This is a genomic window from Thioalkalivibrio sp. ALE9 (genome assembly GCF_000377445.1).
In the GTDB taxonomy this organism is placed as follows: domain Bacteria; phylum Pseudomonadota; class Gammaproteobacteria; order Ectothiorhodospirales; family Ectothiorhodospiraceae; genus Thioalkalivibrio.
Genome location: NZ_KB898132.1, coordinates 1 through 20,348, shown reverse-complemented (window position 1 = coordinate 20,348; position 20,348 = coordinate 1). Strand labels below are relative to the sequence as shown.

Below are 20,348 nucleotides of genomic sequence, written 5' to 3'. Positions count from 1 at the left end.
TCCATAACCCATTGAGGATACCGACTGCTCCGGCCCCGGGACAAGCGGAACCGTGAACCGCTCGCATGCTATGGTTTCGCCATGCAAATCCCCTATCTCGAGAAGATCCTGACGGCGCGCGTCTACGACGTGGCCCGAGAGACACCCCTGGACTCGATGCCGACCCTGTCGCAGCGCCTGGGCTCGACGCTCTGGCTCAAGCGCGAGGACCTGCAGCCGGTGTTCTCGTTCAAGCTGCGCGGCGCCTACAACAAGATCGCCCAGTTGACCCCGGAACAGCGCGCCAAGGGCGTGGTGGCGGCCTCCGCGGGCAATCATGCCCAGGGGGTCGCGCTGGGGGCGAACCACCTCGGCATCAAGGCCGTGATCGTGATGCCGGTGACCACGCCCTCGATCAAGATCGCCGCGGTGCGTCGTTTCGGCGGCAAGGCCGTACTCCACGGGGATTCCTTCGACGAGGCCGCCGCCCACGCCCGCGAGCTGGAAGCCAAGCACGGCTACACTTTCATCCATCCGTTCGACGACCCCGACGTGATTGCCGGGCAGGGCACGGTGGCCATGGAGCTGCTGCGTCAGCATCCGGGCGAACTCGATGCTGTGTTCGTCTGTATCGGAGGCGGGGGGCTCGCCGCTGGCATGGCGGCCTATATCAAGCGCCTGCGCCCGGAGATCAAGGTCATCGGTGTGGAGCCGGACGACGCGCCCTCGATGTACAAGGCGCTGCAGCAGAACCGCCGGGTCAACCTCAAGCAGGTCGGTATCTTTGCCGACGGCGCGGCGGTGCGCCAGGTCGGCAAGGAGACCTTCCGCCTGTGCCGCGATCTTGTCGACGAGGTCCTGCTGGTGGATACCGACTCCATCTGTGCGGCCATCAAGGATGTCTTCGACGATACCCGCGTGGTCGCCGAGCCGGCCGGTGCCCTGGCGGTGGCCGGGATGAAACAGTACCTCCAGCGCGAGGGCGTGCAGGGCGGAAACTTCGCTGCGGTCTTAAGCGGCGCCAACATCAATTTCGACCGGCTGCGCCATGTGGCCGAACGCGCCGAGATCGGCGAGCATCGCGAGGCCCTGTTCGCGGTCACCATCCCGGAGCGCCCGGGGAGTTTCCGCCAGTTTTGCCAGGCTATCGGCAAGCGCGGGATCACCGAGTTCAACTACCGCTATGCTGACGACGAGCACGCGCAGGTGTTCGCCGGGATCAAGCTGGAGGGCGGTGATCGCGAGCGCCGGGAGATCCTGGAGGCCCTGGAGGGGGCGGGGTACGAGGTGCTCGATATGACCGAGAACGAGGTCGCCAAGCTGCACCTGCGGCATATGGTCGGCGGCCACGGGGGCGAGGTCCGCAATGAGCGGATCTATCGCTTCGAGTTTCCGGAGCGACCCGGGGCGTTGCTCAATTTCCTGACGCATATGGGGCAGACCTGGAATATCAGCCTGTTCCATTACCGCAATCATGGGGCGGCCTACGGGCGTGTGCTGGTCGGTATGCAGATCCCGTCCGAGGATCGGGCCCGGTTCCGCGAGTTCCTGAAGGAGGTTGGGTATCCGTGGCACGAGGAGACCAGCAACCCGGCCTACTCCCTCTTCCTTCGCTGACTGCATCTCACCAGGCGCTTGTTCGTCAGCGCAGCCAGGTCCTTCGTCTGGCCGCCTGCCTTGCTGTGGCTGGTCCTGGTTCGTCCTCCGGTGTTTACGGTGCCTTCGGTCCGCAACCTGCCGATTTTTGGCTAGGCCTGGTTCAGCATCCGGTGTTTACGCGCCTTCGGTCCACGTACTGCCGTGCGCTGACTCGCCAGCGCGCCGCGAGGTACTTCTTTGCTCGTGCAAAGAAGTACCCAAGAAACACGCCCGACTGCCGCGACCCCGGCCCGCTGCGCGGGCCGGGGTTTCCCTCGCTCCGAGGGTTTTCGCGGGCGGCGCTGAACTCGCTGCGCCTGCGGCTCCGCTCAGACATCCAGCGCCTTGTCTCCCGCGAAAACCCTCTCCACTCGGCGCGACGACAACGGGGGGTCAAGGTCAAGACAACGGCGGTCCACAGGTTCGTGGTAATGGATCAAGGCTGGGTCTTCCGGCATCTGGGCACGCTCGGCCTTGGGCCGTTGCGTGCCGCGCCCGCGGCGCGGGCGCCGGAGGCTTTCGGATGGCAATACCTATTGTTGTGTCGTGGGGCTGGAATACCTTCTGTCTTGACCTTCCCCTCCCGTATGGAGCCCCTCGCGGAGGGCGTGATGGGCCGGGAGAAGGCGCTGGATGTCTGAGCGGAGCCGAAGGCGCAGCGAGTTCAGCGCCGCCGGCCCAGCACGCCCGGAGCGAGGTTCCCGGGCGAAATCCGGGTGCCCTTCTTTGGGTCCTTTCTTGGGCAAGCAAGAAAGGACCTCGCGGCGCGCTGGCGAGTCAGCGCCGGGCAGTATGCGGGCCAAAAGCACCGTAAACACCAGAGGACGAACCAGGACCAGCCACAACAAGGCAGGCGGCTGGATGACTGCGGCGAGTGCTGGGAATGCGGTGTGCGGTAGCGGGCGGGTCAGGCGGGGCAGGGCGTCTGCCAGGTGGTGACGCGGGCCGGGTCGCCGTCGGTGTGATCGAGGCGGGCAAGCGTCATGCAGTTGCCCCAGACGCAGCCACTGTCCAGCGCCAGCCAGTCCGCTCCCACCCGGTGGCCCAGCGCGGCCCAGTGTCCGAACACGATCGGGTGCCCGGCGGCGGCTCGTTCCGGCATCCGGAACCAGGGCCGGAGATCAGAGGGCGCTTCCTCGGGCGGGCCATTGCCGGCGAACTCCAGGTCGCCGTCCGCGGTGAGATAGCGCATGCGGGTACAGGCATTGATGGTGTAGCGCAGGCGCTCGTATCCGTCGAGATCCGGGCTCCAGTGGCTGGGTTCGTCGCCGTACATGACCTCGAACAGTGCGTGGCGTCGTGCCGGGTCGCGCAGCTCGGCCTCCACGCGCCGGGTCTCGCGCGCGGCCGTGTCCGGGTCCCAGGCGGGCGGGAGTCCGGCATGCACCAGGGTCCAGCCGCTGGCGGTGTCGCGGTGCAGCAACGGGCGCTGGGCCAGCCAGTCGAGCAGGTCCGCGGCATCCGGGGCATCCAGCACCGGGCGCAGGGTGTCCTTGCCACCGGGCGTGCGGACGCCCTGTGCGGTGGCGAGCAGGTGGAGGTCGTGGTTGCCGAGGACCGTCGTGGCAGCATCGCCCAGGTCCATGACCCGGCGCAGGCAGCCCAGCGAGTCCGGGCCGCGGTTGACCAGGTCGCCGACCAGCCACAGGTGGTCCTCCGCCGGATCGAACCGCACCTGTTCCAGGAGTCGATCCAGCGGGTCCAGACAGCCCTGGAGATCCCCAACGGCGTACAGCGCCATCGTTCCGCCCGGCCTAGTGCAGGGTGCGCGGGACGGAGAGGGTGAACGGCGGGATCGGCGCGTCGAAGGTGTTGCCGCGTTCGTCGCGCATGCCGTAGGAGCCCTCCATGGTGCCGACCGGGGTCTCGATGACCGTGCCGCTGGTGTATTCGAAGCTGTCGCCGGGCGCGATGCTCGGCTGTTCGCCGACCACCCCCTCGCCACGGACCTCCTGCGTCTGGTCGCGGCCGTCGCGGATGATCCAGTGGCGGTTGAGCAGTTGCACGGTCAGCGCGCCGGCGTTGCGAATGACCACGTGATAGGCGAACACGTAGCGGTCGTCATCCGGCTCGGACTGGTCCTCCACGTAGGCGGTGGACACCTCGATCTCGATGGTATGGGCTTCGGCGTCGTGCTCTTGGGGCGGGTTCATGCGGTTGTGGCTCCAGGTTTGAGCGGGAGACCCGGCATCAGGGGGTCGCGGACCGGCTGGCGCAGACGGCGGCGCCCAGCAGGCCCGGTTCGGGGTGCATGATAAGGGCCACGGGCAATTGCTCAAGCAAGTGGGTCATCGGTGGGCGATTCCGGAAGGCACAGCGAAAGCGCGGGCCACGGAAGGCGTCGACCCAGCGGGGCGCGATCCCGCCGGCCAGGTAAATGCCGCCGGTGGGGAGCGCGGTCAGGGCCATGTCGGCCAGCTGTCCGGCATACAGCCCGACGAAGCGGTCGATCACGTTCTCGGCGGCCGGGTGGCCCGCCCGGGCCAGTTCGCCGATAGCGGCTGCCGGGTCCCGCGCGGCAAGGGCCTCCGCCAGCTCGGGATCCGCTTGCCGGTCGAGCTCGAACTGGCCGATGCGGGCGATCCCGCGCCCGCTCAGCAGGTGTTCGCGCGTGCAGTAGCCCAGTTCGCGGGTTACGAAATCGCCCAGCGCGGCCTCTTCGGGCCCGGCGGGCGAGAAGCGCGCGTGTCCGCCCTCGCCGGGATAGATGGCGGGCCGGCCGGGCGGACCCACCAGACAGGTGCCCAGCCCGGTGCCGGCCCCCGCGACCAGGCGCAGGCCCGCCGGATCGGGTGTCGCGTGCTGGAGGGTCTCGCAGTCGCCGGGTTGCAGCGCGTCGAGGCTCGCGCCGATGGCGGCGAAGTCGTTGAGGAGCGTGACCGGCATACCCAGGCGTTCGCCGAGGCTGGCGGCCTCCAGGGCGGGCCAGTCCAGGTTGGTCACGCGTGCCCGGCCCTGATGGACCGGGCCGGCCACCGCGAGTCCGGCGGCGGCGAACGTATCCACTGTGGCGTATTCGTGGCGCCAGTGCTCAAGGATGCTGGCGAGGTCCGGATGCTCGCGGCTCGGGTAGCGTTGCGCCTCGTGCAGGGACCAGCCATCCGCCTCGCGGCGGGCGCGCGCGACACGGGTGTTGGTTCCGCCGACATCGGCAACGATCAGGTCCATGGGTTCATGGTAGCGGATCGTGGTGACCGGTGGCTCAGTGCGCGCCTGCGTGGATCTGCCGGGCCAGGGCCTCGAACCCGCTGATGTCGACGTTCTCCGGCCGTTCCCCGGGGTCCAGCCCGGCGGCCTCCAGGTCCGCGATCGTGGCCAGACCGGACAGCCCGCGGCGCAGCGTCTTGCGGCGGCTGGAAAAGGCCTGGTTCACCACCCGCGCGAAGGTCGGGTACAGCGCCGGTGCGACCCGCGGCTCGGCCAGGGGCGTGATGCGCACCACGCTGGAGTAGACCTTGGGCGGCGGGTGAAAGGCCCCGGGCGGCACCGTGAACAGGGCCGTGGCCGAGGCCCGGGCGGCCAGCATGACGGTCAGGCGGCCGTAGCGCTTGCTGCCGGGCGCGGCGGTCATGCGTTCCACCACCTCGCGCTGCAGCAGGAAGTGCATGTCGCGGATTGCGCCGACCTGTTCGAGGAGATGGAACATCAGCGGGGTGGAGATGTTGTAGGGCAGGTTGCCGACCACGCGCCAGCCGCGTTCGGGCAGGGGGCCGAGATCGGCCAGCCGCATGTCCAGGGCGTCGCCCACGTGCAGGTCCAGGCGCTCCGGAGGGAAACCGGCGCGCAGCCCGGCGGCCAGGTCGCGGTCGATCTCCACGGCGACGAGGTGGTCCAGGCGCTCCAGCAGCGCCGCGGTCAAGGCGCCGCGGCCGGGCCCGATCTCGAGTACGGCGTCTCCTGGCTGCGGGTCGATCGCCGCGACAATGCGCGCGAGGATGCCGGCATCGTGCAGGAAGTTCTGGCCGAAGCGCTTGCGGATCGGCGACGAGGTCTTGAGGCGGGTCATGTCCCCGAGATGCTCCTGCTGGCGGCGGCACGGGCCGCGAGGGTTTCCGCCAGGCGTTCGGCGGCCTGGAAGCTGCCGACCTCCGCGCGCCCGGTGCCGGCCAGGTCCAGTGCGGTGCCGTGATCCACCGAGGTGCGGATGAAGGGCAGGCCCAGGGTCACGTTGATGGCCCCGCCAAAGCCGGCGTGCTTGAGGACCGGCAGGCCCTGATCGTGATACATGGCCAGCACCGCGTCGACGCCTTCGAGCGCGCGCGGGGTGAACGCGGTGTCGGCCGGGAGTGGGCCGCGCAGATGCATGCCGGCCTCTCGCAGGCGATCCAGGGTCGGGGTGATGATCTCGATCTCCTCGCGTCCGAGGACGCCGTCCTCGCCGGCGTGCGGGTTCAGGCCGCAGACCGCGATCACGGGTTCCGCGATGCCGAAGTCGCGGCGCAGGTCGTGGTGCAGGACGCGGGTTACGGCCTCCAGGCGATCGGCGGTTATGGCATCGGGGACCGCGCGCAGGGGCAGATGGGTGGTCACCAGCGCGACCCGCAGCGCCTCGGTGGCCAGCATCATCACCGGCGTCGGAGCCCCGGCGCGTTCGGCGAGCCACTCGGTGTGCCCGCTGAAGGCGATCCCGGCGCGATTGATCACGCCCTTGTGGACCGGGCCGGTGACCATGGCTTCGAAGGTGCCGTCCAGGCAGCCGTCGGCGGCCGTGGCGAGCAGGGCCAGCACGTGTTCGGCGTTGGCGGGGTTCAGAGTGCCCGCGACCACCGGGGCCGCCACCGGAACCGGCAGGATCTCCAGGGTGTGGGCCGGGGTGGGCTCGCGCGCGCGTTGGGGGTCGAAGGGCATCAGGCGCAGGGACTCGCCCAGCTGGCGGGCGCGCGCCTCCAGCACGTCAGGATCAGCGATGGCGACGCGCTGCGCCTGGCCGCGCTGCCGCGTCATGGCGATCAGCAGATCGGGCCCGATCCCGGCGGGATCGCCGGCAGTCAGGGCCAGACGCGGGACCGGGTGGGCCCCGCGCGGATCAGGAGCCGAAGCCGTCGACCCGGTATTCGACATAGGCCTCGTCCCGCAGGCGGCGCAGCCACAGCTCGAGCTCTTCGTCGCGCTTGCGGTTCTGCAGGATCTCGCGGGCGCGGGCCCGGATCTGTTCGCGCGAGGTGTCCACCTCGCGGCGCTCCAGGACCTCGATGATGTGCCAGCCGAACTGGCTCTCCACCGGCTCGCTGACCACGCCCGGTTCCAGCGCCTGCATGGCCTCCTCGAAGGCGGGAACCAGTTCGCCCGGGCTGACCCACCCGAGGGTGCCGCCCTGGGCGGCCGAGCCGGGGTCGTCGGAGTTGGCGCGGGCGAGGTCCTCGAAGCTGGCGCCCTCGCGGATGCGGTTGTACAGGGACTGCGCCTGGCGGCGTGCGTCCTCGTCGCTGCGCACCTGGTCCGGACTGATCAGGATGTGGCGCACGCGGGTCTGCTGCACGCGGGTCTGGTCACCGCCCTCGCGGTCCAGCAGCTTCATGATGTGGAAACCGCTGGGGGAGCGCAGGACATCGCTGACCTCGCCGGTCCGCATCAGTACGGCCTCGCGGGCGAACACGGTGGGGATCTCGCCGGCGGAACGCCAGCCCAGATCGCCGCCGTCCAGGGCCTGCGGCCCTTCGGATTCGCTGATGGCGACGGTGGCGAAGTCCTCGCCCTCGCGCACGCGGTCGCGCAGCGACTCGGCCTTTTGGCGCGCCTCGGCGATCTGCCGGGCGTCGGCGCCCTGGGGCAGGGCGACCATGATCTGGGCGATGCGGTAGCGCACGCCGCGGTCAATGGCGCCACTCTCGGAGGCGATGAGGTCGGCGATCTCCTGATCGGAGACGCGGACGCGCTGGTCGACCTGGCGGCGCTGCAGCTGGTTGACGGTCAGCTCGTGGCGGATCTGCTCGCGAAAGGCGTTGAAGTCCACGCCGTCCTGCATCAGAGCCTGGCGCAGCTGCGGCAGGGTCATGCGGTTCTCGCGGGCGATGTTCTCCATCGCGCGGTTCAGGGTCATCTCGTCGATGTTGATGCCGACGCGCTCGGCCTCCTGCAGCTGCACGCGCTCGACGATCAGGCGCTCCATGACCTGACGCGCCAGGGTGTCCTGGTCGGGCGGACGGTTGCCGCGCTCGATCATCTGCTGGGCGACCAGGTTCATGCGCTCCACCAGCTCGCGCTGGGTGATCACGTCGTCGCCCACCACCGCCAGGATGCGGTCGGTGAAGCGGTCGCCCTCGGGCGTGATGGGCGCCGCCGGGGTACCGCCGTCACGGGCGGCCCCGGGCGTGACCGGTGCCTCGACCGCGCCCTGCGAGAGCCCGCCGGGTGCCGACCCGGGCGTCTGGGCCATGGCCGGCAGGCCGAGGCCGTAGACCAGGACGGCCAGCAGGGGCAGCAGGGTGCGGACCCCGCCGCGGCGTTGTTCAGGGACGTGCGTCATATCCGGCAATACCCTCGCGCAATAGCGAATCCACGCCGGAATCGAACCTTGCCAGGCCGTCCAGCGTGAGTTGGAAGTAGATCGAGTTGTCGTAGGTCTCGTCGAAGCTGTACGCGCGGCGCGCCACCACGCGGATACCATAGCAGCAACGACGATACTGAAGCCCGGCCAGAAGTTCGAGGTCGCGTTCTTCCTGCAGGCTGTAGTTCCAGCGGCCGATCGCGTCGATGCGATCGGTGACCGGCCACATCACGGAGACGTCGGTCTGGTCGATGGAGCGGGCGCCGGCCTCGCGCTGGCGGTAGCCGACGTTGATCCGCGCGCGCTCGGAGGGGTGGTAGCCGACCGAGATCGCGGCCAGGGTGGTTTCGCGCGCGTCCTCGTTGTAGAGGATGGAGCCGCGGCCGCTCCAGGCATCGCCGATGCGCACGCGACCTTCCAGGGCCAGGTCCGAACGCGAGTCCGTCAGCGGGTCCTGTCCGGTACCGCGGCGGACCTCGCGGTCCTCGAGGTAGTGGATCTGACCGGCGGACAGGCTCAGGCGCTCGCGCCCGGTCTGCTGGTCGAGGATGCGGGTGGTCAGGGCGGTGGTGACCTGATGGGTATCGCCCACGCGGTCGGCGCCGACGAAACGGTCCAGGCTGAACAGGTTGTCGAAGCTGAAGTCGGCCTCGCCGGTGTCGAAGATCGGGATGTCGTCCTGGTCGCGGTAGGGCACGTAGCCGTAGAAGATGCGCGGTTCCAGGGTCTGCAGGCGGCGGCCGTTGGCGATGGAACGTTCGAAGATCAGCCCGGTGTCGATCGAGGCGCGTGGTACCGTCCGGCTGATCGATTCCGGACCGCTGGTCTGGTCGCGGCGGTCCAGTTCGTAGCGGGTATGGCGGACACCGGTGGCGGGTTCGAAGAAGAAGCCGCCGGTGTCATGGCGCCAGCGGACCTCGGGATTCAGGTCGAGGCGGGTACCCACGGGGCGCCCGGACTGGTCCTCGCTGCGCTCGAAGCGCACCAGTTCGGTATCCAGATCCCAGGAGATGCCGTGGCCCAGGTATTCCCCGGCCTCCAGCGTGATCTGTGGCAGCCGCTGGTAGGGCTCGCCGGCGGCGCTCAGCTCGGGGTCGACGATCTGGTAGTCCTCGATGCGGGTGCGCAGGCGATAGGCCGGCTGGTTCCAGGTCAGGTCGGCGGATCGGCGCAGATAGGGCGTCGAACCCGCATAGCGGTCCGAGTTGCCGAAGTCGAAGAAGTATTCCCGGTCGGAGACATCCGCAGCGTCGACGCGCAGGTTCAGATTGGAGGTGATGCGGGTCTGGTGGCGCCACTGGGCGAAGTGGCGGTCTTCGCCGGTCTCGCGGTCGTCCGGCAGGTAGCGCACGTCGAGTACGCCATTGTGCCGGGGCTGGAGGTAGCGAAACTCGGTGCCGAGCATGATTCCGCGATCGGCCATGATGCGAGGCGTGAAGGTCGCGTCGTAGTTGGGCGCGATGTTCCAGTACCAGGGCGTCGCGAGATCGAAGCCGGTGCGGCCGCCGGTGCCCGCGCTGGGCAGTAGGAAGCCGCTCTTGCGGCGGTCGTCCAGCGGGAAGTTGATATACGGGGTGTAGGCGATGGGTACACCCTTGAAGCGGATGGTCGCATTGCGGGCCACGCCCACGCCGGTCTCGCGATCGAGCTCCAGATCCCGGGTGCGCAGCCACCAGGAATCGTTGCCGACCGGGCAGGTGGTGTATTCGGCCTCCTCGAAGTCGTGACGGTGCGGGGCGTGCTGGACGCCCAGGGCGGCACTGCCCCGGGCCGGGATGGACTGCACCAGGAAGTCGATCCTGCGGAACTCGCCGGTCTCCGCGTCCAGGCGGTATTCCCCGCCCTCGGTGTGCAGCAGCAGGTCGCCGTCGAACAGGCGGGTGTCACCTTCGGTTCGGGCGGTGCCGGTGGCGCGGTCGTATTCGAGGAATTCGGTGTCCAGGCGCTGTCCGCCTTCGAACAGCTGGACGTTGCCCGAGGCCGAGATGCGTTCGCCGTCCCGGCGCACCTGGTCGGCGTCGATCTCGGTGAGGCCGCCCTCGAGGGTGCGCAGCTCGGGCCACTCGACCCCCGGGGCGAACTCGCATCCCGGGGGGCGCTCCTCCGCGGGCAGCGCGAGCGGGAGCAGCGCCGCGGTCACCAGGCCGATCCCGCACGCGACCGGCCGCGCGATCGGGCGATGGCGCGGCGGGGGGTTGGCGGGCCGGCGGCTCATCCCGACGTCAGGACAGCAGCTGGCGGATCTCGTCGAAGATCAGCTCGATGTCGCGGGTGCCGTTGATGTGCTTGAGCAGACCGTGGCGATCGTAGTACTCGATCAGCGGCCGGGTCTGCTCCTCGTAGACCTTGAGGCGATTGACCACGGTTTCCTCGTTGTCGTCCGCGCGGTGGATCAGATCGCCGCCGCACAGGTCGCACACGCCTTCCTTCTGTGGCGGGAAGGTATGGGTGTTGAAGACCGCGCCGCAGTCCCCGCAGGACACGCGGCCGGTCAGGCGCTGCTTGAGCTCCTCGAACGGGACGTCGATCTGGATCGCGCGATCCAGCGGCGACTCGATGTCGGCCAGCATGCTGTCCAGCGCCTCGGCCTGGGCGACATTGCGCGGGAAGCCGTCGAGGATGAAGCCCTTCTGCGCATCGGGTTCCTGCAGGCGGTCGCGGATCAGGCCCAGGACCAGATCATCCGGGACCAGATTGCCGGATTCCATCGCGTTCTCGACCTGCTTGCCGAGTTCGGTCCGGGCCGCGACCGCGGCGCGCAGCAGGTCGCCGGTGGAGATCTGGGGGATGCCGAAGGTGGCGACCATCTTCTTGGCCTGGGTGCCCTTGCCGGACCCCGGTGCGCCCATCAGGACGATACGCATAGCTGACTCCTGCCGGGTGCCGTACCGGACCGCAGGACTAGCCGGGAACGGGACGGCACGGTGATTGCGGTGGTGAAACGGGCAGCCGGCCCGGGGCGAGGGCGGGCCGCAAACCGTTTCCCGAGCGCGGTCTTATACCGCCTGAGGCCGATGCGCCGCAACCGCGCGCGGCCGTTCGAGTCTCCCTGATGCGACTGTTGATGGGTGCCCTTGCGGGGTGTCTCCCCTGTATAATCCCTCGCTCTTCAAAGCAATCGGAAACTACTCAAGCATGGACCTCAACCAGATCGAAGCCGGCAAGGATCTCCCCAACGACATCAACGTGGTGATCGAGATCCCCACCCAGGGTCAGCCCGTCAAGTACGAGATGGACAAGGACAGCGGGGCTCTGGTGGTTGATCGCTTTATGGCGGTCGCGATGTTCTATCCGTGCAACTACGGATTCATCCCGAACACGGAGTCGGAAGACAACGACCCGGTGGACGTGCTGGTGATCACCCCGGTGCCGCTGCTCCCGGGCTCGGTTGTGCGCTCGCGCCCGATCGGCATGCTGAAGATGACCGACGAGGCCGGGGTAGACGCGAAGATCCTGGCGGTGCCGGTGGACAAGCTGTGCACGCAGTCCGCGCGGTTCCAGAGCCCGGACGACGTGCCGAAGGAGCTCCTGGACTCGATCAAGCACTTCTTCGAACGCTACAAGGAGCTGGAGAAGGGCAAGTGGGTCAAGGTGGAAGGCTGGGTTGGCGCCGACGAAGCCAAGGCGGAGATTGTTGCCAGCTACAAGCGTTACCAGAAGAGCAAGATCTGACGCCGCGCCCCGCTGCATGCAGCGGTCGGTCAGCGCCGCGCCGTCCCGCAGGGGCGGTGCGGCGTTTGCGTGCGCGGGCCACGGACCTGGTCGTGACGCCGTGACCCGCTGAGATGGCCGAGCGCGATGCCTACGGCGAGGAACAGCAGGACCGCGAGCGCTTTGTCGTGCGCATCCTGCTGGCACTGGTCATCCTGGCCGCCATCCTGCTGGCGCTGGGCTGGCGGCTCTCGGGGCTGCAAGTCGGCGCGCACTCGCATTTCACCACTCTCTCCGAGAACAACCGGTTACGGGTCGAGCCGATCGCTCCCACCCGGGGCGTGATTCGCGACCGCAATGGCATCCTGCTGGCGGGCAACCGCGCCTCCTACCAGCTGGAGGTTACGGTCGAGCAGGCCGGGGATCTCGACGCTCTGCTGGCGCGGCTGCGCGGCTACGTGGAGCTGAGCGAGGCCGATATCGAGCGCTTCCGCCGGGGGGTCCAGCAGCGGCGCCCGTTCCAGCCGGTGCTGTTGAAGGCCGGGCTGGATGACGAGACCGTGGCCCGTATCGCGGTCTCGCGCCACGAGTTGCCGGGGGTCGAGATCGAGGCCCGTCCGCTGCGTTTCTATCCCCTGGGTTCCAAATTCTCGCACGCGGTCGGTTATGTCGGGCGCATCAACCAGCAGGATCTGCGCCGGGTGGACGGGCGGGCCTATGCCGGGACCTCGCATATCGGCAAGAGCGGGGTCGAACGCTACTACGAGGAGTTGCTGCACGGCCGGCCAGGCTATCGCCAGGTGGAGGTGAACGCCCAGGGGCGGGTGATCCGCGAGCTGTCGGTGACCCCGCCGCAGCCGGGCACGGACCTGACCCTGACCCTGGATGTGAACCTGCAGCAGGCGGCCTACCGGGCGCTGGCGGGGCGGGATGGCGCGATCGTGGCCATCGATCCGAATAACGGCGAGGTGCTGGCGCTGGTCAGCGCCCCCGGTTTTGATCCCGAGGCCTTTGTCCACGGAATCTCCCAGGCCGATTTCGCCGCGGTGCGCGATGACAAGCGCCGGCCGCTGTTCAACCGTGCCCTGAGCGGGCAGTACCCGCCGGGCTCGACGGTCAAGCCACTGGTCGCGCTGGCAGCCCTCGACGAAGATGTTACGACCGCCGAGCGCGAGATGTTCGCACGCGGGTACTACCAGCTCCCGGGGCATGAACGGCGCTATCGAGACTGGCGCCGCGAGGGCCATGGCCGGGTGGATATGTCGCGCGCGATCGCGGTGTCCTCGGATGTCTACTTCTACGATCTGGCCCACACCATGGGCATCGATCGCATGGTGCCCATTCTTGGCGCCTTCGGGATCGGTCAGCGCACCGGGATCGATTCCACCGGCGAGCGAGCGGGGATCCTGCCCAGCCGCGACTGGAAGCGGGCCACCCACAACGAGGTATGGTTCCCGGGGGAGACCCTGATCACCGCGATCGGCCAAGGGTACATGCTGTCCACGCCCCTGCAGATGGCCGACTTTACGGCGGCGCTGGCCACGCGCGGTGTGCGCTATCAGCCGCATCTGCTGCGCGCCATGGACAACGGGACCGGGGAGCCGGAGTATCCGCTACCGGTGACGCGCGAGCCGGTGGTCGTGGACGACCAGCACTGGGATGCGATCCACGGCTCGCTGGTGGAGGCGGTGCATGCCCGCCACGGGACCGCCTGGGGCAGCGTGGGCAGCACCCGCCCGGCCTACACCATTGCCGGCAAGACTGGCACTTCGCAGGTGTTCAGCCTCGGCGAGGATGAAGAGTACGACGAAGAGGAGCTGGCCCGGCGTCTGTGGGACCACGCCCTGTTCGTGGGCTATGCCCCGGCGGAGGATCCGCAGATCGCGGTGGCGGTCCTGGTCGAGCACGGAGGGTCCGGTGGCCGGGTGGCCGCGCCCGTGGCGCGCGAGGTGTTGGACGCCTATCTGTTGGACGGGGCGGGCATGACCCTAGGGAAACACTGATGAATTTAGTCATCAGTGTTTCCCTGGAGGAGGACGAATGATCAGCGTAACCGGCCGTGAGATGTCCGTCAGCCAGTGGGTGCTGCGCAGCCTGCGCCTGGACAGTGTGCTGCTGGTCCTGCTGTCGATCCTGCTGCTGCTCGGGCTGGCCGTTCTGTTCAGCGCCTCCGGGCAGAGCGTGGTGGCCGTGGAACGGCAACTGATGCGCATCGGCCTGGGCGTGGCCGCGATGCTGCTGGTCGCACAGATATCACTGCACGGTCTGCGCGCGATCTCCCCGTGGCTGTTCGCGGCGGGCATCCTGCTGTTGTTGGCGGTGATGTGGGTCGGGGACGTCGGCAAGGGGGCCCAGCGCTGGCTGGATCTTGGTTTCATGCGTTTCCAGCCCTCGGAGATCATGAAGCTTGCCGTGCCGATGATGGTGGCCTGGTATCTCTCGCTGCGCAGTGGGCGGCCGCGTTTTCGCGATCTCCTCGTGACCGGCGTGCTGATCCTGGTGCCGGTGTATCTGATCATGCAGCAGCCGGACCTGGGGACCTCGATGCTGGTGGCGGCCGCCGGCGCACTGGTCGTCTTTCTCGCGGGGCTGGGCTGGCGCTGGTTCGTCGGCCTGGGCGTCGTGGTGGCGGCCGCCGTGCCCATCCTGTGGTCGCAGATGCTGGATTACCAGCGCCAGCGGGTACTCACGCTGTTCAACCCGGAATCCGATCCGCTGGGGGCCGGCTATCACATCATTCAGTCGAAGATCGCGATCGGGTCCGGGGGGTTGTACGGCAAGGGCTGGCTCAACGGGACCCAGTCACAGCTGGAGTTCCTTCCGGAGCGCTCCACCGACTTTATTTTTGCGGTCTACGCCGAGGAATTCGGCTTTATTGGTGTCGCGCTCTTGCTGCTGCTGTATTTTGCGATTGTCGCCCGCGGGCTGTGGATCGCCGCGCTGGCGCAGGACCGCTATGCCCGGCTGCTGGGCGGGAGTATCAGCCTGACCTTCGCGGTCTATATGGTGGTCAATATCGGCATGGTGACCGGCCTGTTGCCGGTGGTCGGTGTGCCGCTGCCCCTGGTCAGTTACGGGGGAACGTCGCTGGTGACCCTGATGGTCGCCTTCGGTATTCTCATGAGCATAGCCTCCCAGAAACGCCTGGTGAATCGATGACCCTGACCCTGCGCCCCGTGTGGGCCCGTCTTGCCCGCCCACTCCTGATGCCGGTCGGGCTGACCCTGATCCTGGCGTTTGCCTCCCTTCCGGCCACAGCGGAAAGCGAATTCCGCGCCGGTGACCCGCCGTATCTCGAGCGCGACGAGGTCCAGGCCTTCATCGACGAGCAGGTGGAGGCGGGCCGTGACCGCGAGGCCCTGGAGGCGATGTTCGCGGCGGCCGATCCGCAACAGCGCATCCTTGACCTGATCTCCAGCCCCGCCGAGGCAAGGCCGTGGAAGGATTACCGCCCGATCTTCATTACCGATGAGCGCATCGAGCGTGGGCGCGAGTTCATGCAGGAGCATGAGCGCTGGCTCCAGCGCGCCGCGGACCGCTTTGACGTCGAGCCGAAGATCATTGCCGCCATCATCGGGGTCGAGACCTACTACGGCCGCAACACCGGTGGTTTCCGCGTGTTCGATGCCCTGGTGACCCTGGGCTTCGACTATCCGCCCCGGTCCGACTTCTTCCGCCGCGAGCTGGGCGAGTTCCTGACGCTGGTGGATGAAGAGGGCCTCGACCCGCGCGAGACCCGCGGCTCCTACGCCGGGGCCATGGGGCGTGGCCAGTTCATCTCGTCCAGCTATCGCCACTACGCGGTGGATTTCGATGGCTCCGGCCAGCGTGACCTGCTGAACTCCTGGCCGGATGCGATCGGGTCGGTGGCCAACTATTTCCGCGCGCACCACTGGAACTACGGCGAGCCGGTGGTGGCCAGGGCCCGGGTCGAGGGCGATGCCCACGAGGCGCTGATCAGCCGCAACTATCAGGCGCGCTTTGACCTCGAAGAACTGGCCGCACACGGGATCTACCCCGACGAGGCCGTGGACGAGGACGGCCAGTACTCGTTCATCCGCCTCGAGGGCGAGGATGGCCACGAGTACTATCTCGGGTATCCGAACTTCTACGTGATTACCCGCTACAACCGGAGCCCGCTGTATGCGATGGCCGTCCACCAGCTGGCCGAGGCGCTGGCCGAGTAAACCGCGCCGCGCGGGCGTCGGCGGGGCCGCGCTGGCGGCCTTGCTGGCGCTGGTCCTGGCGGGCTGTTCGTCCACCCCCGACCGCAAGGCCGACCCGGACCGCCCGCTGGGCGATGCCGCGTATGACAGCTACCCCGATCCCGCGGATGTGCCGCAGGATCTGGCGCTGATCCCGGAACCGGAGCCGCGTGACGAGCCGCCCAGCCGCTATGGCAATCCGTCCGAGTACGAGGTGTTCGGTCAGCGCTATCGCACACTGCGCACGAGCGACGGCTTCGAGGAAGAGGGTTACGCGTCCTGGTATGGAACCAAGTTCCACGGACGGCGCACTTCCAGCGGCGAGCCCTACGACATGTACGCGATGACCGCGGCGCACAAGTCCCTGCCGCTGCCGAGCTTCGTCGAGGTCACCAACCTGGAAAACGGCAAACAGGTGATCGTACGGGTGAATGATCGCGGCCCGTTCGTGGACGGACGCATCATCGATCTCTCCTACGCCGCCGCCCATCGCATCAACATGACCGATGCCGGGGTCGCGCGTGTGCGCATCCGGGCGGTGGGGCCGGGCGACACGACGCCGGCCCGGGTGGCGGAGGCACCGGAGCCCGAGCCGCTCGAGGTGGCCGCCGCAGCTCAGCCGGACATCGCGCCCGAACCGCAGGAAGCGGCGCCGGCCGCGGCCAGCGCCAATGGCGAGGCCGCGGGCCCCGGGCGTTTCGTCCAGGTCGGGGCGTTCGCCGAGCGCCATTCGGCCGAGCAGGTGCGCGAGGATCTGCGCGCGCTCGGCTTGGAGCCGGTGCGGATCTCCAGCGTCGAACGTGACAACGGTGCGCAACTGCACCGCGTGCGCATCGGCCCGCTGGCCGATGGCGATGCGGTTCGCACGATTACCGATCGCCTGCAGGGCGCGGCGCACGTGGACTACCGCGTAGTGACCGACGCGCCGTAAGCCCTCGTTCCCGGTATTTCCGGCCCGTACCGGGCCCCAATTCTGCTATCGTATTTCGGTCCTTCAGGAGGCCCTTCGCAATCATGAATTCGTCCGTCCGCACCCCGTTTCTGCCGCTGTTGGCGGCCTGCCTGCCGGTCATCCTGGCGCTCCTGCTGGCGCTGGTTCCAGCGCAGGCGCAGGAGTCGGAGCTGCCCGTGGCCGGGTCGGGCGCGAACGTGCCCGGTGGCATCCCGCGGCCGCCCTCGGACGTGACGGCGGCGAGCTATGCGCTGATGGACTTCGACTCCGGCCTGATGCTCGCCAGCCGCGATCCGCTGGTGGAGCGCGAGCCGGCCAGCCTGACCAAGCTGATGACGGCCTACGTGGTGTTTGGCGAAATCACCGATGGCCGCATGGCGCTGGACGACCAGGTTACGGTCAGCGAGCGTGCCTGGCGGACCGGTATGCGCGGGGCATCGCGCATGTTCATCGAGGTCGGCGAGGAGGTTGTGGTCGAGGATCTGCTGCGCGGGATGATCATCCAGTCCGGCAACGATGCCTCCACCGCGCTGGCCGAGCATGTTGCCGGTTCGGAGGGGGCGTTTGTCGACATGATGAACGCCCAGGCGCGCGAGCTGGGGATGCGCCAGTCCTACTTCGCCAACCCGCACGGACTGCCCTCCGACGAGTCGCAGTACACCACCGCCCAGGACATGGCATTGCTCGCCCGGGCGCTGATCCGCGACTTCCCGGATCTCTACGGCTACTACAGCGAACGTTCCTTCGAGTACAACGACATCTCGCAGAGCAACCGCAATATGCTGCTGTGGCGCGATGCCGGATTCGACGGCCTGAAGACCGGCTGGACCTCGAACGCGGGCTACAACCTGGTTTCGTCCGCCAAGCGTAACGACCGCCGGTTGGTGGCCGTGGTCATGGGGATCGAGGCGTCGGATCATCAGCAGGGCGGTACTCGCCGCGCCAACGAGTCCCAGGCGCTGGTGAACTGGGGGATGCGCTTCACCGCGACCCGCAAGCTGTTCGAGGGCGGGCACGAACTGGGGACCCCGCGGGTCTATCGCGGGGCGCAGACCGAAGTGGCCGTGGGCCTGGCGGAGGACTTCTGGGTCATGGTCCCGCCGGGGCGCGAGGACGATCTGGACGCCTCGATGGAGGTCAACCAGCCGCTGGAGGCCCCGCTGGCCGCGGGCGATCCGGTGGGCGAAGTCGTGGTGCGTCTGAACGGCGAGGTCCTCCGGACCCAGCCGCTGGTTGCGTTGCAGCCGGTGGAACAGGGCGGTCTGATCCGCCGCCTGTGGGATGGTGCGGCCCTGGGCATTCAGTCGGCCTGGCCATTCTGAGCCGTGTTTCGCCCGTGAGCATTGCCTATTACAACGGGGATTACCTGCCGCTGGACCAGGTGCGGATCTCGCCGCTGGACCGGGGCTTCCTGTTCGGAGACTCGGTATACGAGGTGATCCCCAGCTACTCCGGCGAGTTCTTCCTGCTCTCCGAGCACCTGGAGCGCCTGGCGCGATCCCTGGCGGCGATCCGCATCCGCAACCCGTTTGACCGCGAGGGGTGGCGTGCGCTTCTGACGGACTTGCTGGCGCGCAATGCCGAGCCTGCGACGCCCGATCTCGGGGTCTACCTTCAGGTGACCCGTGGCGTGGCCCCGCGCGACCATGCCTTCCCGGTGGATGCGCAACCCACCGTCCTGGCGATGGTCAGCCCGATCCGGCCCCTCCCGGAGACCATCCGCGTGGACGGCGTGGCCGCCGTGACGGCCGAGGACCGCCGCTGGGGCCACTGCGATATCAAGGCCACCACCCTGCTGGCCAATGTGCTGAACCGCCAGGAGGCCACCGAGCGGGGTGCCGTCGAGGCCGTGTTGTTGCGGGACGGGCAGTTGACCGAAGGCGCGGCCAGCAATGTCATCGTGGTCCTGGACGGGCGGGTGATCACCCCGCCGCTGGATGCATCGGTACTGCCGGGGGTCACCCGCTCGCGGGTGCTCGACCTGGCGCGCGAGCTGGGCTACCCGGTGGAGGAGCGCGGGGTCAGCGCCGACGAGCTGCCCCGGGCCGGGGAGATCTGGCTCACCAGCTCGACCCGCGAGATCCTGCCGGTTACGCGGCTGGATGATCGCACCGTGGGCACGGGGCGCCCCGGACCGGTCTGGCAGGCCGTGCACGCCGCCTACCAGGCGGCCAAGCCCGGGGCGCCGGTGAGCGAACCCCTGCAGTCCGGAGGTGCCGCATGAGCGACGACCGCGAGACCCTGATCGAGTTTCCCTGCCGATTCCCGGTGAAGGTGATGGGCGACGCCCACCCGGAGCTGATGGAGGCAGTCGAGGGCTGTGTCGCCGAGCATCTGGATGCCGGGGACGCAGTGATCGAGCAGCGCGCCTCGCGCGCCGGCCGCTTCGTCGGCATCACCATCACCTTTACCGCGACCAGCCAGGAACAGCTGGACGCCTTCTACCGTTCCCTGGGTCGTTGCGACCGGGTGCGCATGATCCTGTGACCGACGTGCTCCCGCCCGGGCCGGTGGTCCGCCTGCTGGGTATGCAGCCCTACGTCCCGGTCTGGCAGGCGATGCAGCTCCAGGCGCGGGAACGCGATGCAGCCCGGCTGGATGCGTTCTGGTGCGTCGAGCATCCGCCCGTCTTTACCCAGGGCCGCAATGGCCGCCGCGAGCACCTGCTGGACCCCGGCGCGACGCCGGTGGTGGCGATCGATCGCGGGGGGCAGGTGACCTGGCACGGCCCCGGACAACTGGTCGTCTACACGCTGGTGGATCTGCCGCGACTGGGGATCGGGGTTCGGCGTCTGGTCGCCGGTCTTGAGCAGGCGGTGATCGACACGCTGGCGCAATGGGGGATCCATGCGCAGCGTCGGGAGAAGGCGCCGGGGGTGTATGTCGATGGGGCCAAGATTGCGGCGCTGGGGCTGCGGATACGGCATGGGCGCAGCATCCATGGGCTGGCCCTGAACGTCGCCCCGGATCTGGCGCCGTTCCAGCGCATGAATCCCTGTGGCTATCCGGGGCTAGCGGCGACCTCCATGCAGCAGCTGCTCGGTCCGCTGGACGGCAACCGGGTCCGGGAGCAGTTGCTTGCCCAACTCGCCGCGCAGCTGTTTCCCGCTGAGGTTGCGCGCATGCGGCATGAACCAGCGTTGCCGCCCGAGTTGGTCCGCGTGCTTGCGCTGGGACGTTGTCCCACGCCCTGAGGCTTCCCCCTGGTTCGACCTCGAGTGTTTTCGGTGGCGCTGTCCGGCCGCCTGCCAAGATGTGGTTGGGCCTGGTTCGTCCTCTGGTGTTTACGGTGCCTCCGGTCCACGTACTGCCGTGCGCTGACTCGCCAGCGCGCCGCGAGGTCCTTCTTTGCTCGTGCAAAGAAGTACCCAAGAAACACGCCCGACTGCCGCGACCCCGGCCCGCTGTGCGGGCCGGGGTTTCCCTCGCTCCGAGG

General features: G+C 68.6%; 19 protein-coding genes. 11 read left to right on the top strand and 8 right to left on the bottom strand.

Annotated elements, in window-relative coordinates; genetic code table 11:
- Positions 1 to 81 precede the first annotated feature (81 nt).
- Both ilvA and D106_RS15295 read left to right on the top strand, forming a co-directional pair.
- Positions 82 to 1,596 (top strand): threonine ammonia-lyase, biosynthetic, encoded by a 1,515-nt coding sequence (ilvA, locus tag D106_RS0111550; protein ID WP_018875837.1) that lies wholly within the window; start codon positions 82 to 84, stop codon positions 1,594 to 1,596.
- Positions 1,597 to 2,048: 452 nt separating this feature from the next.
- Positions 2,049 to 2,258, top strand: coding sequence for a hypothetical protein (locus tag D106_RS15295; RefSeq protein ID WP_018880126.1), 210 nt, complete (start codon positions 2,049 to 2,051; stop codon positions 2,256 to 2,258).
- A 266-nt stretch (positions 2,259 to 2,524) separates the two neighbouring features.
- Here D106_RS15295 and D106_RS0111540 read toward each other — a convergent pair whose 3' ends face one another.
- From D106_RS0111540 to D106_RS0111505, 8 genes are read right to left on the bottom strand one after another with little or no spacing between them, the layout of a single operon-like run.
- Positions 2,525 to 3,358, bottom strand: coding sequence for a symmetrical bis(5'-nucleosyl)-tetraphosphatase (locus D106_RS0111540; protein ID WP_018877105.1), 834 nt, complete (start codon positions 3,356 to 3,358; stop codon positions 2,525 to 2,527).
- A 13-nt stretch (positions 3,359 to 3,371) separates the two neighbouring features.
- A complete protein-coding gene (apaG, locus tag D106_RS0111535) occupies positions 3,372 to 3,770 on the bottom strand; it encodes a Co2+/Mg2+ efflux protein ApaG (RefSeq protein WP_018867192.1) in 399 nt (132 codons plus the stop codon).
- A gap of 37 nt (positions 3,771 to 3,807) precedes the next feature.
- Positions 3,808 to 4,785, bottom strand: a complete 978-nt coding sequence (locus D106_RS0111530) for an ROK family protein (protein WP_018880125.1) — start codon at positions 4,783 to 4,785, stop codon at positions 3,808 to 3,810.
- 34 nt (positions 4,786 to 4,819) lie between these two features.
- Entirely contained in the window at positions 4,820 to 5,623 is an 804-nt protein-coding gene (gene rsmA, locus D106_RS0111525; protein ID WP_018867194.1) for a 16S rRNA (adenine(1518)-N(6)/adenine(1519)-N(6))-dimethyltransferase RsmA, read from the bottom strand.
- The gene (pdxA, locus tag D106_RS0111520; protein WP_018880124.1) at positions 5,620 to 6,678 is read right to left on the bottom strand and encodes a 4-hydroxythreonine-4-phosphate dehydrogenase PdxA; all 1,059 of its coding nucleotides are present in this window, start codon (positions 6,676 to 6,678) and stop codon (positions 5,620 to 5,622) included. The genes rsmA and pdxA overlap by 4 nt, the downstream gene beginning before the upstream one ends.
- A complete protein-coding gene (locus D106_RS0111515) occupies positions 6,644 to 8,083 on the bottom strand; it encodes a peptidylprolyl isomerase (protein ID WP_018880123.1) in 1,440 nt (479 codons plus the stop codon). Before D106_RS0111515 ends, pdxA begins: the two co-directional genes overlap by 35 nt.
- The gene (locus tag D106_RS0111510; protein WP_018880122.1) at positions 8,067 to 10,319 is read right to left on the bottom strand and encodes an LPS-assembly protein LptD; all 2,253 of its coding nucleotides are present in this window, start codon (positions 10,317 to 10,319) and stop codon (positions 8,067 to 8,069) included. The genes D106_RS0111515 and D106_RS0111510 overlap by 17 nt, the downstream gene beginning before the upstream one ends.
- 7 nt (positions 10,320 to 10,326) lie before the next feature.
- Positions 10,327 to 10,968, bottom strand: a complete 642-nt coding sequence (locus D106_RS0111505) for an adenylate kinase (protein WP_018880121.1) — start codon at positions 10,966 to 10,968, stop codon at positions 10,327 to 10,329.
- 271 nt (positions 10,969 to 11,239) lie between these two features.
- Between D106_RS0111505 and ppa the strand changes: the two genes are divergently transcribed.
- The 9 genes from ppa to lipB all read left to right on the top strand — a co-directional run bounded on the left by ppa (position 11,240) and on the right by lipB (position 20,106).
- Positions 11,240 to 11,776, top strand: coding sequence for an inorganic diphosphatase (gene ppa, locus D106_RS0111500; protein WP_018867199.1), 537 nt, complete (start codon positions 11,240 to 11,242; stop codon positions 11,774 to 11,776).
- A 113-nt stretch (positions 11,777 to 11,889) separates the two neighbouring features.
- Positions 11,890 to 13,758: a penicillin-binding protein 2 gene (mrdA, locus tag D106_RS0111495; protein ID WP_018880120.1), complete on the top strand. Its 1,869-nt coding sequence runs from the start codon at positions 11,890 to 11,892 to the stop codon at positions 13,756 to 13,758.
- 37 nt (positions 13,759 to 13,795) lie between these two features.
- On the top strand, positions 13,796 to 14,914 hold the full coding sequence (rodA, locus tag D106_RS0111490; RefSeq protein WP_018880119.1) for a rod shape-determining protein RodA: 1,119 nt from the start codon (positions 13,796 to 13,798) through the stop codon (positions 14,912 to 14,914).
- Positions 14,911 to 15,942, top strand: a complete 1,032-nt coding sequence (gene mltB, locus D106_RS0111485; protein WP_018880118.1) for a lytic murein transglycosylase B — start codon at positions 14,911 to 14,913, stop codon at positions 15,940 to 15,942. The genes rodA and mltB overlap by 4 nt, the downstream gene beginning before the upstream one ends.
- Positions 15,899 to 16,891, top strand: a complete 993-nt coding sequence (locus D106_RS0111480; RefSeq protein ID WP_018880117.1) for a septal ring lytic transglycosylase RlpA family protein — start codon at positions 15,899 to 15,901, stop codon at positions 16,889 to 16,891. Before mltB ends, D106_RS0111480 begins: the two co-directional genes overlap by 44 nt.
- Positions 16,892 to 16,974: 83 nt before the next feature.
- Positions 16,975 to 18,234, top strand: coding sequence for a D-alanyl-D-alanine carboxypeptidase family protein (locus D106_RS0111475; protein WP_018877096.1), 1,260 nt, complete (start codon positions 16,975 to 16,977; stop codon positions 18,232 to 18,234).
- A 14-nt stretch (positions 18,235 to 18,248) separates the two neighbouring features.
- Complete coding sequence (locus D106_RS0111470; RefSeq protein ID WP_018880116.1) at positions 18,249 to 19,136, top strand: D-amino acid aminotransferase; 888 nt, start codon at positions 18,249 to 18,251, stop codon at positions 19,134 to 19,136.
- The gene (locus D106_RS0111465; protein ID WP_018877094.1) at positions 19,133 to 19,399 is read left to right on the top strand and encodes a YbeD family protein; all 267 of its coding nucleotides are present in this window, start codon (positions 19,133 to 19,135) and stop codon (positions 19,397 to 19,399) included. The genes D106_RS0111470 and D106_RS0111465 overlap by 4 nt, the downstream gene beginning before the upstream one ends.
- A complete protein-coding gene (gene lipB, locus D106_RS0111460) occupies positions 19,396 to 20,106 on the top strand; it encodes a lipoyl(octanoyl) transferase LipB (RefSeq protein WP_018880115.1) in 711 nt (236 codons plus the stop codon). The genes D106_RS0111465 and lipB overlap by 4 nt, the downstream gene beginning before the upstream one ends.
- Positions 20,107 to 20,348: the final 242 nt, after the last annotated feature.

Excerpts from the sequence above, each read along its gene's own strand:
- D106_RS0111480 (WP_018880117.1), top strand. The coding sequence starts at position 15,899 with ATGCGATGGCCGTCCACCAGCTGGCCGAGGCGCTGGCCGAGTAAACCG.
- D106_RS15295 (WP_018880126.1), top strand. The coding sequence starts at position 2,049 with ATGGATCAAGGCTGGGTCTTCCGGCATCTGGGCACGCTCGGCCTTGGG.
- D106_RS0111465 (WP_018877094.1), top strand. The coding sequence starts at position 19,133 with ATGAGCGACGACCGCGAGACCCTGATCGAGTTTCCCTGCCGATTCCCG.
- ilvA (WP_018875837.1), top strand. The coding sequence starts at position 82 with ATGCAAATCCCCTATCTCGAGAAGATCCTGACGGCGCGCGTCTACGAC.
- rodA (WP_018880119.1), top strand. The coding sequence starts at position 13,796 with ATGATCAGCGTAACCGGCCGTGAGATGTCCGTCAGCCAGTGGGTGCTG.
- pdxA (WP_018880124.1), bottom strand. The coding sequence starts at position 6,678 with ATGTCGAATACCGGGTCGACGGCTTCGGCTCCTGATCCGCGCGGGGCC.
- mltB (WP_018880118.1), top strand. The coding sequence starts at position 14,911 with ATGACCCTGACCCTGCGCCCCGTGTGGGCCCGTCTTGCCCGCCCACTC.
- ppa (WP_018867199.1), top strand. The coding sequence starts at position 11,240 with ATGGACCTCAACCAGATCGAAGCCGGCAAGGATCTCCCCAACGACATC.
- rsmA (WP_018867194.1), bottom strand. The coding sequence starts at position 5,623 with ATGACCCGCCTCAAGACCTCGTCGCCGATCCGCAAGCGCTTCGGCCAG.
- D106_RS0111475 (WP_018877096.1), top strand. The coding sequence starts at position 16,975 with ATGAATTCGTCCGTCCGCACCCCGTTTCTGCCGCTGTTGGCGGCCTGC.
- mrdA (WP_018880120.1), top strand. The coding sequence starts at position 11,890 with ATGGCCGAGCGCGATGCCTACGGCGAGGAACAGCAGGACCGCGAGCGC.
- D106_RS0111510 (WP_018880122.1), bottom strand. The coding sequence starts at position 10,319 with ATGAGCCGCCGGCCCGCCAACCCCCCGCCGCGCCATCGCCCGATCGCG.
- D106_RS0111530 (WP_018880125.1), bottom strand. The coding sequence starts at position 4,785 with ATGGACCTGATCGTTGCCGATGTCGGCGGAACCAACACCCGTGTCGCG.
- apaG (WP_018867192.1), bottom strand. The coding sequence starts at position 3,770 with ATGAACCCGCCCCAAGAGCACGACGCCGAAGCCCATACCATCGAGATC.
- D106_RS0111505 (WP_018880121.1), bottom strand. The coding sequence starts at position 10,968 with ATGCGTATCGTCCTGATGGGCGCACCGGGGTCCGGCAAGGGCACCCAG.
- D106_RS0111540 (WP_018877105.1), bottom strand. The coding sequence starts at position 3,358 with ATGGCGCTGTACGCCGTTGGGGATCTCCAGGGCTGTCTGGACCCGCTG.
- D106_RS0111515 (WP_018880123.1), bottom strand. The coding sequence starts at position 8,083 with ATGACGCACGTCCCTGAACAACGCCGCGGCGGGGTCCGCACCCTGCTG.